The 16,577-nt window shown below is 70.7% G+C and carries 15 protein-coding genes; 5 read left to right on the forward strand and 10 right to left on the reverse strand.

Annotation, left to right across the window (positions count from 1 at the left end):
- Positions 1-70 precede the first annotated feature (70 nt).
- From LDQ05_RS05725 to LDQ05_RS05760, 8 genes are all read right to left on the reverse strand, one after another.
- Positions 71-1,135, reverse strand: a complete 1,065-nt coding sequence (locus tag LDQ05_RS05725; RefSeq protein ID WP_226435928.1) for a quinone-dependent dihydroorotate dehydrogenase — start codon at positions 1,133-1,135, stop codon at positions 71-73.
- Between the two features lie 43 nt (positions 1,136-1,178).
- A complete protein-coding gene (locus LDQ05_RS05730; protein ID WP_226435979.1) occupies positions 1,179-1,433 on the reverse strand; it encodes a DUF5703 family protein in 255 nt (84 codons plus the stop codon).
- 2 nt (positions 1,434-1,435) lie between these two features.
- Positions 1,436-2,467, reverse strand: a complete 1,032-nt coding sequence (locus tag LDQ05_RS05735) for a YncE family protein (RefSeq protein ID WP_226435929.1) — start codon at positions 2,465-2,467, stop codon at positions 1,436-1,438.
- Positions 2,468-2,597: 130 nt separating this feature from the next.
- Positions 2,598-3,398 (reverse strand): heme ABC transporter ATP-binding protein, encoded by an 801-nt coding sequence (locus LDQ05_RS05740; protein WP_264184499.1) that lies wholly within the window; start codon positions 3,396-3,398, stop codon positions 2,598-2,600.
- Between the two features lie 41 nt (positions 3,399-3,439).
- Entirely contained in the window at positions 3,440-4,492 is a 1,053-nt protein-coding gene (locus LDQ05_RS05745; protein WP_226435981.1) for a FecCD family ABC transporter permease, read from the reverse strand.
- Positions 4,493-4,524: 32 nt separating this feature from the next.
- A complete protein-coding gene (locus LDQ05_RS05750; RefSeq protein ID WP_226435930.1) occupies positions 4,525-5,577 on the reverse strand; it encodes a heme/hemin ABC transporter substrate-binding protein in 1,053 nt (350 codons plus the stop codon).
- Between the two features lie 3 nt (positions 5,578-5,580).
- Positions 5,581-6,246 carry a biliverdin-producing heme oxygenase gene (locus tag LDQ05_RS05755; RefSeq protein WP_226435931.1) on the reverse strand — a complete coding sequence of 222 codons (666 nt, stop codon included), beginning with the start codon at positions 6,244-6,246 and terminating at the stop codon, positions 5,581-5,583.
- Positions 6,247-6,359: 113 nt separating this feature from the next.
- Positions 6,360-7,298, reverse strand: a complete 939-nt coding sequence (locus LDQ05_RS05760; protein ID WP_226435932.1) for an aldo/keto reductase — start codon at positions 7,296-7,298, stop codon at positions 6,360-6,362.
- Between the two features lie 176 nt (positions 7,299-7,474).
- Here LDQ05_RS05760 and LDQ05_RS05765 point away from each other — a divergent pair, with 176 nt between their 5' ends.
- From LDQ05_RS05765 to mshC, 5 genes are read left to right on the forward strand one after another with little or no spacing between them, the layout of a single operon-like run.
- On the forward strand, positions 7,475-8,320 hold the full coding sequence (locus LDQ05_RS05765) for an undecaprenyl-diphosphate phosphatase (protein ID WP_226435933.1): 846 nt from the start codon (positions 7,475-7,477) through the stop codon (positions 8,318-8,320).
- 52 nt (positions 8,321-8,372) lie between these two features.
- Positions 8,373-9,086, forward strand: a complete 714-nt coding sequence (locus LDQ05_RS05770) for a histidine phosphatase family protein (RefSeq protein WP_226435934.1) — start codon at positions 8,373-8,375, stop codon at positions 9,084-9,086.
- Positions 9,087-9,132: 46 nt separating this feature from the next.
- Positions 9,133-9,720 carry a DUF3090 domain-containing protein gene (locus LDQ05_RS05775; protein ID WP_226435935.1) on the forward strand — a complete coding sequence of 196 codons (588 nt, stop codon included), beginning with the start codon at positions 9,133-9,135 and terminating at the stop codon, positions 9,718-9,720.
- Between the two features lie 4 nt (positions 9,721-9,724).
- Positions 9,725-10,522, forward strand: coding sequence for an SCO1664 family protein (locus tag LDQ05_RS05780; protein WP_226435936.1), 798 nt, complete (start codon positions 9,725-9,727; stop codon positions 10,520-10,522).
- Between the two features lie 52 nt (positions 10,523-10,574).
- Positions 10,575-11,816, forward strand: a complete 1,242-nt coding sequence (gene mshC, locus LDQ05_RS05785) for a cysteine--1-D-myo-inosityl 2-amino-2-deoxy-alpha-D-glucopyranoside ligase (protein WP_226435937.1) — start codon at positions 10,575-10,577, stop codon at positions 11,814-11,816.
- A gap of 51 nt (positions 11,817-11,867) precedes the next feature.
- Here the strand turns inward: mshC and LDQ05_RS05790 are convergent, their stop codons facing one another.
- Both LDQ05_RS05790 and LDQ05_RS05795 read right to left on the reverse strand, forming a co-directional pair.
- On the reverse strand, positions 11,868-15,188 hold the full coding sequence (locus tag LDQ05_RS05790) for a hypothetical protein (RefSeq protein WP_226435938.1): 3,321 nt from the start codon (positions 15,186-15,188) through the stop codon (positions 11,868-11,870).
- On the reverse strand, positions 15,185-16,501 hold the full coding sequence (locus LDQ05_RS05795; protein ID WP_226435939.1) for an SWIM zinc finger family protein: 1,317 nt from the start codon (positions 16,499-16,501) through the stop codon (positions 15,185-15,187). The genes LDQ05_RS05790 and LDQ05_RS05795 overlap by 4 nt, the downstream gene beginning before the upstream one ends.
- Between the last annotated feature and the right edge of the window lie 76 nt (positions 16,502-16,577).

Here is a 16,577-nt window from a genome sequence, read left to right on the forward strand (position 1 = left end):
GTCCCGACCTGTCGAACGGGGTGTGGGCGAGAGATCCGATCTCTCGCCCACACCCCGTTCGGCCGGTGCGTCAGTTGCCGGCGCCGACGGCGTCGGCGAGGCACGTGTACCCCGACGCACGGACCTTCCGGGCGATGCCCTTGTTGAGGCGACGCGCCCAGAACGGTCCGCCGTAGATGAACCCGGTGTAGCCCTGTACCAGCGATGCACCGGCGAGAATCCGCTCCCACGCCTGTTCGGGGGTCTCGATGCCACCGACGGAGATCAAGGTCAGACGATCACCGACCCGCAGGTGCAGGCGCCGCAACACCTCGAGGGATCGCTCGGCGACCGGCGCCCCCGACAATCCACCCGCGCCGATGGCGTCGACCCGCGCCGGATCGCTGCGCAGACCGTCACGGCGGATCGTGGTGTTCGTCGCGACGATACCCGCCAGCCCGAGTTCGACGGCGAGATCGGCGACGGCGTCGACATCCTCGTCCGACAGGTCGGGAGCGATCTTCACCAGCACCGGCACCGAAACCGTGTCGAGGACGGCCTGCAGCAGCGGGCGCAGCGACTCGACCGCCTGCAGATCCCGCAGTCCCGGCGTGTTCGGTGACGACACGTTCACCACAAGGAAATCGGCGAGCGGACCGAGCAGTTGCGCGCTGACCGTGTAGTCGGCGGCGGCGTCCTCGGCGGGCACCACCTTCGTCTTGCCGATGTTCGCACCGATCGGCACCGTACGGCGGCGCTGCCGCAACCGGTTCGACGCCTCCCCGGCACCGTTGTTGTTGAACCCCATGCGGTTGACGATCGCGCGGTCGTCCGGAAGCCGGAACAGCCGCGGCTGCGGATTACCCGGCTGCGCCTGCGCGGTGACCGTGCCGATCTCGGCGAACCCGAACCCGAGTGGACCCCACGTGTCGACCCCGGTCGCGTCCTTGTCGAACCCGGCTGCGAGGCCGACAGGCGCGGGGAACCGGACTCCGAACACGTCGCTGTGCAGCACCGGATCGTCGACGACCAGTACCTTCGCGGCGAGGGCACGGGTCGGACCGAACCGGGTGACCAGACGCATCGCCAGGAACGCGAGGCGGTGGACGCGTTCCGGCGGCAGCAGGAACATCAATCGGAGCAGCAAGCGATACACGAACACTCTCCCTGGAGGCCGGGCCGTGGGGCCCGGGATCGGATCAGCGGACGGCGGGTTCGGGAATGTGACGGTCGGTCCGGCGGCGGCGCAGCAGCACCCGCCGACTGCCGTCCGGATACAGGCGCACCCGCGTCAGTTCCCACCCGTGGAACTCCGCGGAGATCGCCAACCGCAGCGACGCACTGACCCGTGACACCTCCCGGGGCAGCTTCAACGGCACATACTCGTACTCGTCGTTGCTGGTGTCCCACCCCACCGGGAGCCGCGTGAAGCGGCTCGTGCGCTCGCCCGCCATCATTACCCTTCGACCGGGATCCGTTGCAGTCCGTCACCGGTCGCCGACGCGACCACCAGCGTGCCATCGGCCGGATCGACGGCCACGGAGTTGGGCTGTCGCACCGTCGCGAAGCGGTGGCGTTCCCGCGGGATACCGGTCGACAGATCGTAGCCCACCACCTCGTTGCTTCCGGTCAACGTCACCCACACCAGGTCACGGGCGGCGTCGTAGGTCACGGCGTACGGGGCCGGACCCACCGGGTAACGCTGCCGGAGCACCAGCGAATCGAGCGTGTACACGAGCAGTTCGTCGCCGTTGGTGTTGGTCACCATCACCCGGCCGAACGGATCGGAGATCATCTCGCTCGCACCGGTACCGGCGCGCAACGCGATGCCGAGCCGACCGTCGACGAGGTCGAGTTCGGTGATGGACGTCTGTCGCCGGTCCAGCACCGCCGCAGCGTCGCCACTCGTCACGACCACGTCGGCGGACGCCAGGCCGTCGATGGTGGTGGGTCGGTCCACACCCGCGGGGTCGGGCGCGATGTTCCACACCGTGCCGTCGGCGGTGCCGATCAACAGGTGACCGTCAGCGAGGACCGCCGCGGACACCAGCTCCCCGTCGAGCGTCGCCTGCGACGTCACCTCCCCGGATCCGACGTCGACCCGCGCCAGCTCATCGGACCCGAGCACGAGCACGGTGCCGTCGGGTCCGGCGTCCACCGTGTTCGCCTCGAACGGCAGATCCACCCCGCGAGGTTCGGCACCGGCACCGTCGAGCAGCAGGAGCTGCTCGTCGGTGGTCCACGCGGCGAGCACCGTGCTGCCCGGGACGGTGATCAGTTCGTCCACCGCGGGGAACGCCCGGACAGTGCCGGCGGGATCGGTCGTGGTGGCGGGTGCGGCGGCGGGGGTGGCCGGTTCGATCGTCGGGAGATCCGACGACGAGTCGTCCGTCGAGGAGCATCCGGTCGCGAGGATCGCGACCATCCCGACGACCGCTGCGGCCCTCCGCACGAGCACAGTCCTGCCGCGTGCCACCGGTCCACCCATCGTTGTCGCTCCTGCCTGTTCACCGTCTCGTCGGGTGCACCGGCCCCGGGCACCGTCGTCCAGTGTTCCCGATCGTGGACGCGCCGCCGTCACCGCCTCCGCTGCGACCCGACACGCTGTGACGGACGGCTCACCGCGGCGCGCGGTGCGGCAGCACCAGCGGGGTGCCCGTCTCCGGATGCGCACCGACCCGCACCGGATAGTCGTAGACGCGGCTGAGCAACTCCTCGGTGAGCACATCCCCGGGGGTGCCGTCCGCCACGATCAGCCCCTTCTCGAGCACACAGATGCGGTCTGCGTAGGCCGCGGCCAACCCGAGGTCGTGCAGTACCACCACCACGGCGTGACCGGCGTCGGCGCGCTCACGTACGACCCGCATGATCGTCTCCTGATGCCCGATGTCGAGGGCGGCGGTCGGCTCGTCGAGCAGCAGGGTTCGGGTGTCCTGCGCCAGCACCCGCGCCAGCGCGACCCGGGCCCGCTCACCGCCGGACAGCGCCGGGAACGGACGGTCGGCCAGATGCGCCACGTCACAGGTCGTGAACGCTGCCGCCACGATCGCGTCGTCGTCGCCGCGACGCTCGGTGCGGGCCCACGCCGCCCGCCCCATCCGCACGACCTGTCGCGCGCTGAACGGGAATCCGACGGTGTGCTGCTGCGGCAGCACCGCGCGGCGCCGCGCCAACGCGATCGGTGCCCAGTCGTCGAGGTCACGCCCCTCGACCTCGACACGTCCGCCGGTGAGTGGATGGTCGCCGGTCAGCGCGGCGAGCAGCGTGGACTTACCGGCGCCGTTGGGGCCGACGAGCGCGACGACCTCACCGACCCGCACTTCGATGTCGACGCCGTGCAGGATCTCGCGGTCGCCGCGCGACAACCTGATCTGCTCGCCGCGCAGGGTGACGGTGCCGGGGTCGGCGGGGCCGGGCAGATCGGCGCGGGCACCGAACCGCTCGAGCAACGGAATCGGGGTCACGCCCAGCCTCCCTGCTTGGCGCGGGTGCGGCGCAGCATCCAGAAGAACACCGGCCCGCCGATCAGTGACGTGAGCATGCCGAGGGGCAGATCCGCGTTGGGAACGAGGGTGCGGGCACCGAGATCCGCCGCGAGCAGTACCAGGGCGCCGCCGAGCGCGCTCGCGCACACCAGCACGCGGTGGGCGGGACCGAGCGCGAGGCGCATCAGGTGCGGCACCACCAGGCCGACGAACATGATGATGCCGGTGAACGCGACGGCGGCGCTCACCAGCACCGCAACCACCACGATCGACACCTGCCGCACCCGTTCGACTCCGACACCGAGATGGTGGGCGACGGACTCGCCGAGCGCGAGGAGATCGAGTTTCGGGGCGATCAGGATCGATGCGATCACCCCGGCGACGGTCAACGGCGCGACGATGGACACGATGTCCCAGGTGGCGCCGCCGAGACTGCCGAGCTGCCAGAACACGATCTGGTCGCGGGCGGCGGGATTCGCGACGAACGTGAACAGGGCGATGAGGCCACCGGCGAGGGCGTTGACGGCCACGCCCGTGAGGATCACGGTGACCACCTCGGTGCGGCCGTTCGATCGGGACAGTGCGTACACGAGCGCGGTGGTGACCAGACCGGACAGCATCGCCGCGCCGGCGAGCGCCCATCCGGCGGTGAACGCACCACCGAGGACGATCACGGCGGACGCACCGACCGCCGCGCCGGAGGAGACACCGATGACCCCGGGTTCGGCGAGGGGATTCGCGAAGATGCCCTGCAGCAGAGCCCCGGAACACCCGAGGGCCGCGCCGACGAGCATCGCGAGGACCACCCGCGGGAACCGCACCTCCCACAGGGTCACCTCGCCGGCCGGGTGAGCCGGCAGCGGCCCGATCTCGAGTCCGATGCTGTGCAGCAGGCTCCCGACGACCTCGGCGGGCGAGGTGGGAACCTGGCCGAGGCACGCGGACACCACGGCGAGCACCGCCAGCGCCGCGACGAGCACGGCGAACACGACGGTGATGCGGGTCGCGCCGGCGGTGCGGCGCGCCACGTCGGGGAGACCGGTCGCCTCGGTGACCTCGCTCACGCCGCGTCCGACGGGTAGAGCGCCTCGGCGAGGGCCGCGAGCACCTTCCCCGTCTCCGGTCCGAAGCTCAGCAGGGTCGCGTCGTCCATGTCGATGATGTTGCCGTCGCGGCCGGCGGGGGTCTGCGCGATGCCGGGGAGCTGAGCGAGTCCGTCGGCGCCGCCGACGGACTCGAGGCTGCCCGTCATGATCAGGATCACGTCGGGTGCGGACGCGATCATGGCTTCGCTGGTGATCGGCACGAACTGCGAGTCGAGTCCGGCGACGGTACCGGCGTCCAGACCGCCGAGCGCGGTGATCAGTGCGTCGGCACCGGATCCGGGACCGCCGAGCATCTTGATCGCCGACCCGCGCAGGTACAGGAACGCGACCGTCGGCCGGGGATGATCGTCGGGGACGGCAGCGATCGCGGCGTCGATCTCGGCCTGGGTGCGTCGCGCGAGTTCGGCGCCTTCCGCGGACACCCCGAGCGCCGCCGCGACCGCCTCGATCTGGGTGCCGACGGTGTCGAGGGTGTGGTCGGGGTCGACGAAGACCACCGGAACCCCGGTGGCGCGGAGCTGCTCCTGGACGGCCAGCGGTCCGATCGACGTATCGGTGAGCACCACGGTCGGGGTGAGCGCGAGAATCGCCTCCGCGTTGAGGCTGTGCCCGCCGGGTGTCACATTGGGCAGGTCCTCACCCGACGGGTAGATGGCGGTGGATCGGCCCACGATGTTGTCGCCGAGGCCGAGGGACGCCACGGTCTGCGCGAGGGTGCCCGAACGGTCGGCGACGACGATTCGGGATACGTCGGTGATCGTGACGTCGACCCCGTCGAAGCTACGCACCGTCGTCGGTAGGACCGGTGCGGGCGCGTCGGTGATCGGACGCGGCTCGCGATCGTCGACGATCGCGGTACGCGCCCCCGTCGCCACGGTCGTCGCCGACGATCCGGTGGCGTCGGTGGAGCAGGCCCCGACGAGCAGCGCTACCACCGCGAGCAGTGCGACGGCCAGGGCCGGTCGGAACACCGGGAGTCGGGACGGGGAGGTGGCGGACACGGACATCGGTCAGGCACGCACCCGGTACCGGTCGAGGTCGGCGCCGAGGTCGGTGAACAGTGCACGGTTGAGTCCGAACACCAGGTTGGCCTCGTCGATGACCGCCTGCTGCTGGTCGGCATCGAGCGGAGCCGCGTCGAGCTTCGCTCGGTAGTCGTCCTTGAACGGTTTCGGCTTGGGGATCTCGTCGAAGATGTAGAAACGCAGCCCGTCCCGTTCGTAGCCGTAGGCACGTTCGAGCATGCGACGGATGATCTGGCCGCCCGACAGGTCGCCCAGGTACCGCAGGTAGTGGTGGGCGAGGAAGGCTTCGGGGGAGCGCGCGGCGACCTCGTCGAGCCGTTCCACGTACGCGACCGTCGCCGGCAGCGGGGCGATGGTCGTGCGCCAGTCGGGTCCGATGAGGAACTCGAGGTCGGCTTCGAGCGCGGCGGTGCGCAGTAGTTCCGGCGACAGGAACGGCCCGACGATCGGGTCGTCACCGTAGGTCGCGCCGATGCGCTCGAGTGCGTCGTACACGAACCAGGTCTGGGCGATGAGCGCCGTGTGCGCATCGGCGTTGAGCTGACCGTCCAGCAGAGTCGTCACGAACTCGGAGTTCTCGGTATCGTTGTGCTCCTGCTGCGTCCCGGTGCGGATACGCTCCGCGAATCCGACGATTTCCGTCGTGGTCATGCCACCACCTCCTGATGCCGATGTGTCGTTCCGTCGCCTGTGGTGGCGTCGATGCGCTCTTCGCAGGCTAGCCTAGCCTGCGAAGAGGACGCGGATAAGGTGTCGCGGTGCGGTCACGCACTGACGTCGTCGAGGGCTGCCGAGATCGCCGGCGGCAATGCCAGCTCCTCCGCCACAAGCACTCCTGTCAACTGTGCCAGATCGCGCGCACCCACCAGAATCGATGCGACGTTCGGCCGGTCGCGAACCCACGCCAGAGCCACCGCGAGCGGCGACGTCCCGAGTCCGTCCGCGGCGGTGGCGACGGCGTCGACCACCCGCACCGACGCGGGGGTGAGATAGCGGCGCACCTCCTCGGTGTGCACGTCGTCGGCGCCGCGCGAGTCCACGGGCATCCCCGACCGGTACTTGCCGGTGAGCACCCCACCCGCGAGCGGCACGGCCGCGAACACCCCGACCCCGTGGTGTGCGGCGGCGGGAACGAGTTCGTCCTCGACACCGCGCGCCAGCAGCGAGTACTCCACCTGCGTGCACACCAGAGGGGCCGGTCGCCGGGTGGCCGCGGCCGTCGTCGCGAGCTGCCAGCCCAGATAACCGCGCACGCCGACATACCGGACCCGGCCACTGGTGACGGCGAATTCGAGTGCGGACGCGACCTCGTCGACGGGGGTGTGCGGATCCCAGGTGGCGACCTGCCACACGTCGAGATGATCGGTACCGAGCTCCCGCAACGTCGTGTCGAGCTGGGTGAGCAGACCACCGCGGGAACAGTCCACCCGGCCGGTGTCGAGCTTGGTGGTGTCGATCCCGGAGCTACCCGACAGGACGAGCTGGTCGCGGGGCACCACATCGTCGAGGAGTTCGGCGAGGATCCGCTGGGCGACGCCGTCGCCGTAGGCGGGGGAGGTGTCGACCAGCGTGCCGCCCGCATCGACGAACGCGGACAACTGCGCCGCCGCCTCGTCGCCGTCCGTGCCCCGCCCCCACGTGAGCGTGCCGAGTCCGAGCCGCGACACCCGCAGCCCGCTGGCACCGACCGTTCTCTGCTCCATCCGCCCGTCGACCTCCCGACCGATGTTCCCGGACGGCCGATCGCCACCCGGTGCACTGGAGCACAACAGTAGTGCCGCGTGCTCACCCGGTGGGGTTGCGCCGCGCCGCGTAGCCTTCCGCGCGTGACACTTCACTTCTGCCGCATCCGTACCGTCTCCGCCGCGGGAGCGGTCGCATGATCGACTCGATGACCTGGCTGCAAACCGTTGTTCTCGGTGTCGTCCAGGGGCTCACGGAATTCCTCCCGATCTCCTCGTCCGGCCACCTGCGCATCGTCTCGGAACTGTTCTTCGGAGAGGACGCCGGCGCCTCGTTCACCGCAGTGACGCAACTCGGCACCGAAGCCGCCGTGCTCGTGTACTTCGCCCGCGACATCGCCAGGATCATCACCGCCTGGTTCCGCGGCCTGTTCCACGCCGAGCACCGCGCCGATCACGACTACAAGATGGGCTGGTACGTGATCCTCGGCACCATCCCGATCGGCATCCTCGGGTTCCTGTTCAAGGACGAGATCCGCACCGTCGCCCGGAACCTGTGGCTCGTCGCGACCATGCTCATCGTGTTCTCGTTCGTCATCGCGGCCGCCGAGTACTACGGGCGGCAGCGCCGCACCGTCGAACAGCTCACCCTCAAGGACGGCCTCGTCATGGGCACCGCGCAGGCCCTCGCCCTGATCCCCGGGGTGTCGCGGTCCGGCGGCACGATCTCCGCGGGCCTGTTCCTCGGATTGACCCGGGAGGCCGCGGCACGCTACTCGTTCCTGCTCGCGATCCCCGCCGTCGTCGCGTCCGGGTTGTTCAGCCTGCCCGACGCCTTCGCCCCGGAGGGGGAGGGGCTGGTCGCGTCGGGACCGCAGTTGTTCGTCGCGACCGTCATCGCATTCGCTGTCGGGTACGCCGCGATCGCGTGGCTGCTGAAGTTCGTCACCACCCATTCGATGTACTGGTTCGTCGGCTACCGCATCATCGTCGGTGTCCTCGTGCTCGTCCTGCTCGCGACGGGAGTGATCGCCGCGACCTAGCGTCGGAACCGTCCGCAGTGGAATCGGCGACACTGCCACTACGCTGGATTCCATGACGGTGATCCTGCTGCGTCACGGACGATCCACGGCCAACACCTCCCACGTGCTGGCCGGCCGCACCCCCGGTGTCGAACTCGACGAGGTCGGTCACGTCCAGGCGAAGAACCTCGTCGCGCGTCTCGCCGGGGTCGAGATCACCGCGATCGTCCGGTCGCCGCTGCTGCGCTGCCGCCAGACGGTGCATCCCCTGGCCGCCGACCGTGGCCTCGCCCCCGACGTCGACGAACGGCTCGCCGAGGTCGACTACGGGCGATGGACCGGGCGGGAACTCGGCGAACTCGTCCGCGAACCGCTGTGGAAGGTCGTGCAGGCACACGCATCGGCGGCGGTGTTCCCCGGCGGCGAAGGGCTCGCGCAGGTGCAGGCCCGCGCGGTCGCGGCGATCCGGGACCACGACCGGCGGCTCGCCGAGACACACGGCAAGGACGTGGTGTGGGTCGCGTGCAGCCACGGTGACGTCATCAAATCGATCCTCGCCGATGCCCTCGCCACACACCTCGACGGGTTCCAGCGCATCGTCGCCGAGCCGGCGTCGCTGAGCGTCGTCCGCTACACCGACACCCGGCCGTACGTGCTGCGCGTCAACGACACCGGGACCGACCTGTCGGCGTTGAGCGCCGATGCGGGGCCGCGGCCGGTGCCGGGCGGCGAGGTTCCCGCAGAGAACCCCGCGGCCGGTGAGACAGGAGTGACCTCCGGCGGATAATGAGCAGTGACGGCATGGCAGAGTGTGGTGACCCCAGGGAGGTGCGATGGCCCGCGCGATACACGTCTTCCGGACACCGGACCGGTTCGTTGCCGGCACCGTCGGTGAACCCGGCGACCGGGTGTTCTATCTGCAGGCCGTACACGACACCCGGGTGGTGAGCGTCGTCCTGGAGAAGCAACAGGTCCAGATCCTCGCCGACCGCATGGGCCTGCTCCTCGACGAGGTGCACCGCCGGTTCGGCACGAACCTGCCCGACACCCCCGACGTCGACACCGGCCCGCTCGTCACCCCCATCGAAGCCGAGTTCCGGGTGGGCACCATGGGCCTCGGATGGGACGCGGACAGCGGGGCCGTCGTCGTCGAACTCCTCGCCGTCACCGAAACGGAGATCGACGAATCCGTCGTCCTCGACGACACCGAGGAAGGCCCCGACGCGGTGCGGGTGTTCCTCACCCCGGTGCAGGCCCGCGGCTTCGCGGCGCGGTCGGAGGTCGTGGTCGCGGCGGGGCGCACCCCGTGCCCGCTGTGCGGCGAACCGATCTCCGGCGAGGGACACATCTGCGTCCGCACCAACGGCTACCTGCGCTCCGAAGGATTCGATCCGGCAGCCTGGTTCGGTGAGGAGTCCTGATCGGGTGACCACTCCCGATGTGCGCACCGTACTCGGCGACGGCGACCTGACGGTCGTCGGACAGCTCGTGCAGGCGTCGAACGCGACCCTGGTGTGCGACGCCGCCCTCGGCGGCAGCACCGTCCGCTGCGTCTACAAGCCGGTCCGCGGCGAACGGCCGCTGTGGGATTTCCCCGACGGCACCCTCGCCGGTCGGGAGGTCGCATCGTACCTGGTGTGCGAGGCGCTCGGCTGGGACGTCATCCCCACGACACTGCTGCGTGACGGCCCGTTCGGTACCGGCATGGTGCAACGCTGGATAGACACGTGCGAACCCGATCCCGCGCACCTCGACCTCGTCGACATCTGCCCCGTCGCCGCCGTGCCCGACGGCTATCTGCCGGTGCTGCGGGCCCGCGACATGGACGGCAGCGCCGTCGTTCTGGTCCACGCCGACGACACCCGCCTGTACCGCATGGCCGTCCTCGACGTGGTGCTCAACAACGCCGACCGCAAAGGCGGGCACGTCCTCGACGGCGCCGACGGCCGGGTGTACGGCGTCGACCACGGCATCTGCCTGCACAGTCACGACAAACTCCGCACCGTGCTGTGGGGCTGGGCGGGACGACCCCTCGATCCCACACTGCTCACCGACCTCGACAAACTCGCCCGCCGCCTCGACGACGAGTTCGGTGACGTCCTCGCCGAGCACATCACCGACCCCGAGATCGAGGCCCTGCGCGACCGCATCCTCGCTCTGCTCGATGATCCCGTGATGCCGCACCCGTACGGTGACCGCCGCATTCCCTGGCCCGCGTTCTGAGCCGCCGGGTGCCGCGGGCACCCCCGCGCACGGTTCGATTAGTCTCGAAGACATGCTGTCTTGGTCCGATGTCGCGATCCCGTCCGTGCCCGGTGAAGGCCCCCCGCTGCGGTTGTTCGACACCGCCGACCGCGCGGTGCGTCCCGTCACTCCCGGTGCGACCGCGACGATGTACGTGTGCGGCATCACCCCGTACGACGCCACGCACCTCGGCCACGCCGCGACCTACCTCACGTTCGACCTCGTCAACCGGCTCTGGCGCGACGCGGGGCACGACGTGCACTACGTGCAGAACGTCACCGACGTCGACGACCCGTTGTTCGAACGCGCCGATCGCGACGGCGAGGACTGGATCGTGCTCGGTATGCGCGAGACCGCACTGTTCCGCGAGGACATGGAGGCATTGCGTGTCCTGCCGCCGCGCGACTACATCGGCGCCGTCGAATCGGTGAACGAGGTCGTCGAACTCGTCGAGAAACTCGTTGCCTCCGGTGCTGCGTACGCGGTCGACGACGAGCAGTATCCGGACGTCTACTTCCGGGTCGACGCCACCGACCAGTTCGGCTACGAATCCGGGTACGACCACGCCACGATGGCGAGGTTCTTCGCCGAACGCGGCGGCGACCCCGACCGCCCCGGCAAGCGCAACCCCCTCGACGCGCTGCTGTGGCGCGCGCAGCGGCCCGGCGAACCGGCATGGCCGTCCCCGTTCGGTGACGGCCGACCCGGCTGGCACATCGAATGCGCCGCGATCGCGTTGAACCGCATCGGCTCCGGCTTCGACGTCCAGGGCGGCGGCAGCGACCTGATCTTCCCTCATCACGAGTTCTCCGCCGCCCACGCCGAAGCCGTCACCGGCGACCGCCGCTTCGCACGGCACTACGTGCACACCGGCATGATCGGTCTCGACGGCGAGAAGATGTCGAAGTCACGCGGCAACCTCGTGTTCGTTTCCAAACTGCGCGGCGAGGGCGTCGACCCTGCCGCGATCCGCCTCGGCCTGCTGTCCGGGCACTACCGCACGGACCGGGCGTGGACTGCGGACGTGCTCGCTTCTGCCGAGACCCGGCTGGCGCTGTGGCGGCGCGCGGCAGCGTTGTCGTCGGCTGCGTCCGCGGAGGACACGGTCGCGCGGCTGCGGCAGCACCTCGCCGACGACCTCGACACCCCCAAGGCACTCGCCGCCCTCGACGCGTGGGCGACCTTCGCAGTCGAGCGCGGTGGCGCCGACACCGGAGCGCCGGGCCTGTTCGCCGACGCCGTCGACGCACTCCTGGGCGTCCCCCTGCGCTGACCCCACCCGTGCGCACTTCTGGTATCCGGAGCTACCGGAAGTGCGCACGGGTCAGGGCGGGGTGAGTTCGGAGACCAGGGCTTTCGCCTTGGTCACCGCCGCCGACCCACCCCCGCGCTCGGCGAGCACGGCCAGCCCAGGCCACGCCGCATCGCCGGTGGGAATCACGCCGCGACGACCGGCTTCCCGCAGCAGCGACGCGTAGCGCAGGGCAATGTCGAGGACCCGGTTGAGCCACCGCGGCACAGCGCCGTCGACACCGGCCGCACAGCGGATCGATTCGACGAGGACGGGCCACAGCACCGGCAGCAGCGACGGGTCGGAGTCGAGGAGCCGCACGAGACGCGCCGGGCTCACCTTCGGCTGGCTCAGCAGCGTCGGCATCACCACGGACACCGCAGCCGCCCCGACCAGGCCGCGGCGCAACAGCGATGCCACCGAGTGCAGGTCCGGGGTGTCGTGGCACACGCCGACCAGCACGACCGCGACCATCGACGTGGTCAGCGGCGACGCACCACCACCACCGGGCAGCGGGCCGTCGGTGCCCTCGGCCCAGTTGCGGTGGTCGCCGACGATCATCGCCTGCGAGGTGTCGCCCCACCGCAACCACACGTGCGGTCGTCCGCGGTCGGAGCGATCCCCGTCCGGAAGGTCGCCTCCGGCATACAGCACCGCCGCGCACTGACCTTCATGCTCGAGATCGTAGAACCAGCCCTTCCGCACCCGGAACAGGTCACCGGGACGGTCCGGGAGTCGGAGGTCGACGGCCAGGGTCTTCGTGGGCGCCGAGGCGTCCACCCAGGTCACGGTGAATTCGGCGCCGTCGTCGACGACAGGCGCGACGCCGAGTTCGCTGCGCCACCACTCGTCGAAGTCGAGCACCTCTCGCGGCATCGGTGCGCGGACCGGTGCCCGGGTCGGCGGTGGCAGTTCTCCGACGAGGGCACGCGCAGCCGCGACCGCCCGCGACGATCCTCCCCGCGCCGCGAGCGTCCGCACTCCGGGCAGGTCGAGTACGTCGAGGTCGGCGGCACCCGCGTCGAGACCGGCCCGCGCCTCGGGAAGCCATCGGTCGAGGAACTCGACGAGATCGACTGTGCCCTGCGGTATTCGGGATTCCCGAGTGGCGACGGCGACGAGGTCGTCGAAGACGGGCCACAGCACCGGCAGGAGTCCGTCGGCGACGAGGTCGTCTCCGACACCCGCGAGCGCCGTCAGACCCGACGGCCTGGCACCCCAGTCCAGATAGCGGACGTCGGGCACACCGGGACGCAACAGGCCGCGCTCCCACGCCTCGACGACCGCCGTCCCGCCGTCGGCGGCGGCGTCGCGGTGGAAACCGCGTTGCGCCGCAATCATGTTGACGGCCACCGCCGGTGTCAGGGGTGTGGCGCGGCGCGCGAGCTGGCGCAGCAGCAGCCCGGCAGATGCGGAGTCCCGGTATCCGACGGAGAGTCCGGTCGCGTCACCCCACGCGGGCAGGGCTGCGGGGTCGATGTACCCGTGGTCGTAGCGTTCCATCCGTCGCGGAAACGCGCTGAGAGACCGGGGGGTGTGCACCTCGCCCGGCATCCAGCGGGCCCGCTCGGTGTCGAGCACGAGAGCGGGTTCGAGGAGGGGGTCGTCGAGGTAGGCGGCAACCACCCCTTCGGCGGCGACACCGATCTGCGAGTCGGTCATCGTCTGCACGGGCACCGTCTGCGGGGAGTCGACGAGCGACCTGATCCGGGCACGGTGGGTGTCACCGACGTGTCCGAGGTCGAGTCGGGTCAACGCCGCGAACAGGTCGGCTTCGGCCGCGACGAATCCCTGCTGCGCATAGACTTCCAGCCTGCTCAGCAGGTCGTCGGGGTCGATGCGCAGGTCGTCCCACGACGGTGTGGACAGCAGCACGGGCACCTCTCCGAGCCGTTCGACCACCGCGCGTTCCCGGGCACGGAGCACGTCCCACACGACCGCACCGCCACCGAGCGGGTTGTGTCCGCCACGTAGCCGGAACGGGATCATGATCAGGCCGTCGATCCAGTTCTGCCGCACCCCGGCGAGCGCGACACGCGCCGCGTCGGGGTCGTCGTGGGCGAGACGGTTGGCGAGCGCCAGGAACCGTTCGACGGCGACATCCACCACGCCGTCGCCGCGGCGAAGCAGGTGTGCAGCGGCGTCGGCGACCGTGTCGACGGTCGCGTCCCCCGGCTCGAACCGCGGTACCTGCCACACGTCGGGGGTGGGCTGCCACAGACCGCGGACGGTCGGTGGTGCGATGTCCGGTTCGGGTGCGGTGATCGACCACGCGGACATGAGTGCGGTGGCCGCGCGGTTCAACGCCCGATCGCCACCGGTGGCGCAGTCGACGATCAGATCGGCGACCGCCGCGACGGTGTCGGCGCCCGGTCCCGGTCGCGCGGCAGCAGCCGTGAGCACGACACGGCGCGCCTTCTTCGTGGGCACGTTGAGGGCGACAGTGAGGACGTCGACGAGCACGTCCTCGTCGACGGCGGCGAGGAGCACCGGAGCGAGGGATTCGACGACGGCGGCATCACCGAACGACATCAGCGACACCATCGCATCGGCGCGCACGACGAACTCGGCGGGGTCGACGGCGAGTTCTCCGGTGAGCAGTGCCAGCCAGGCTTTGCGGTCGCCCGGTCGCTGTGCGGAATCGAGTGCGGCGAAAGCCAGGTCGACGACGTCGGCGCGGTCGATCCAGCCGCGGTCGATCGCGGGCGACAGCGTCGCGGGGAACGGACCGGTGGCGGGCACACCGGCGGCGACCGCCGCGCGGGCGTGCTCGGCGTACCGGTCGGCGATCACCGCGTCGGGAATCCAGCCGCGTCCGGCCGGGAACAGTTCGCCGTCGCCGGTGAGCGCACCGAGCGCATACACCGCCCAGTCCTTCAAGTATTCGACGTTGTCGGGGACGGGCAGCCGGTGGTGGGCGACGAGCCGCACGGCCGCACCGGCGTGCACCGACGTCGCGTGTTCCCAGGGGCGCCGCGACGACACACACACCTGGTCGACGAATCGCCGGGCGAACTCCGGTCCGCGGGCGGCGAGGATGTCGGCGGCCGGCTCGTCGCCGAGCCGGTGGGTGGACGGCATGATCTGCGCGGCGCGGCGCGCGTCGACACCGAGGCGGATCGCGAACAGGGCGAGGGCTGCGTCGTCGACGTCAATCCAGCTGATCCATCCGTAGGTGCGGTCGGTGATCTGCCCGAACTCTCCCCAGTTTCCCGAACGCAGCCCGGCGAGGGCGGTGTGTCGCTGGTCGTCGGTGCCGAGAGGCAGCGCGGGGATGTCGGTGAGAACGGCGTTGCGCCAGCCGAGTTCGGTGAAGATGTCGACGGCGGCGGCGAGTTCGGCGCTGACGGTCACGCGGGGTCCTTCCGGTGGATCCGAACGGCGAGCAGGTGTCGGCACGGTCCGCGCCGGTCGGCGTGGCGCAGATACCACGTGCAGGTGCACCGGTTTCCGCCGGTGACGCGGTATTCGGTGGTGCCGGTGCTCACCGTCCAGGTGTTCGGTCCGGTTTCTGTGACGGCGCCGTCGGCGGCGAGTGCTCGGGCGGCAACGAGCCTCGGGTTGTCGGTGTCGACGCGGTCGCGGTGGTCGGGGAGTTCGCGGTGGAAGTACGCGCTGTCGTGCAGATCCCAGCCGATACGTCCCGACGACGCCAGCACCGCGAGCGCGTCGCGTACGGCAGCGATGCCGAGGTGGGTGTCGCGGGCGAGCCGGTCGATGTCGACGGCGGGCTCGAAGGCGAGTTCGGTGGAGAGTGCGTCGGCGTCGTCGCGGACGGTCGCGGACGCGAGTGCGTGCAGCAGGGCACCTTCGCCGGAGTGGCCGCGCCAGGTCTGTTCGGTCAGGCCGAGGACCAGTCGCGCGGAGGGAAGGGAGAATTCGACGACGGCCGGGCCTGGTTCGGCGCCGGCAGGCCCGTACACCGTCATGCCCGCGATGTGCGGGAGCAGTCGTTTCGCCGCGGCGAGCCGGTGTAGTCCGTCGACGTGGACGGCATCGCGGGTGGGTCGGGTGGCAACCCGCACACCCGAGGCGCTCGGGGTGAGCCATCCGCTGCGGCCGACTCCGGTCGCTGCCGGCACGGTCGCGAGGAAACGGCGCGCGGCGACAGCGTCGACGGTGAATGCGCGGTGGAGGTCGCGGTGCATCTCGGCCACGTTGCCGAGTGCGCGGATCCACCGGTGGGGCATGGCGACGGGCCGCTGTGTGTGCGACGCGTCAGGGTCGGACACCGTCATGCCGTCGACCCCGACCGAGAGGTGCAGCAGGGCGTGGCGGTGCACGGCGGCGAGTGCGGTGCGCATCGTCGGGCCGATGTCGACGTTGGTGGTGCCGTACCCGATGTCGCCTCCGTCGAAGCCATCGGCGAGGAGGTCGAGGCGGGCGTGGACACCGTTGCACGCGGAGAAGCATTCGGCGCGGAGTCGGTCGCCGTGGGCGGTGAGCACCGGATCGCGCATCGCGGTGGGGGTGTACCGGAAGTAGCGGGTGGCGGTGATGTCGGCGAGCACCAGCAATCCGCGCGCGAGGATCTGCGGGCGGGTGGCGAATCCGCGGAAGAAGTTGGGTGAGGGCACGATACCGCCGGGGGTGAGGGCCGGTGCGAGGGCCAGGGCGAGGGCATCGTCGTCGAGCGTGGACGCTCCCGTGAAGCTTCGTGGGGACACGCCGGCAGTGTAGGGGCAGGATGCGACACCCCTCGTCCGCCGTTGCCCCGTGCGCACTTCTGGTAGCCCCGGCCAC

It is taken from the genome of Rhodococcus yananensis (assembly GCF_020515525.1).
Classification (GTDB): Bacteria; Actinomycetota; Actinomycetes; order Mycobacteriales; family Mycobacteriaceae; genus Rhodococcus; species Rhodococcus yananensis.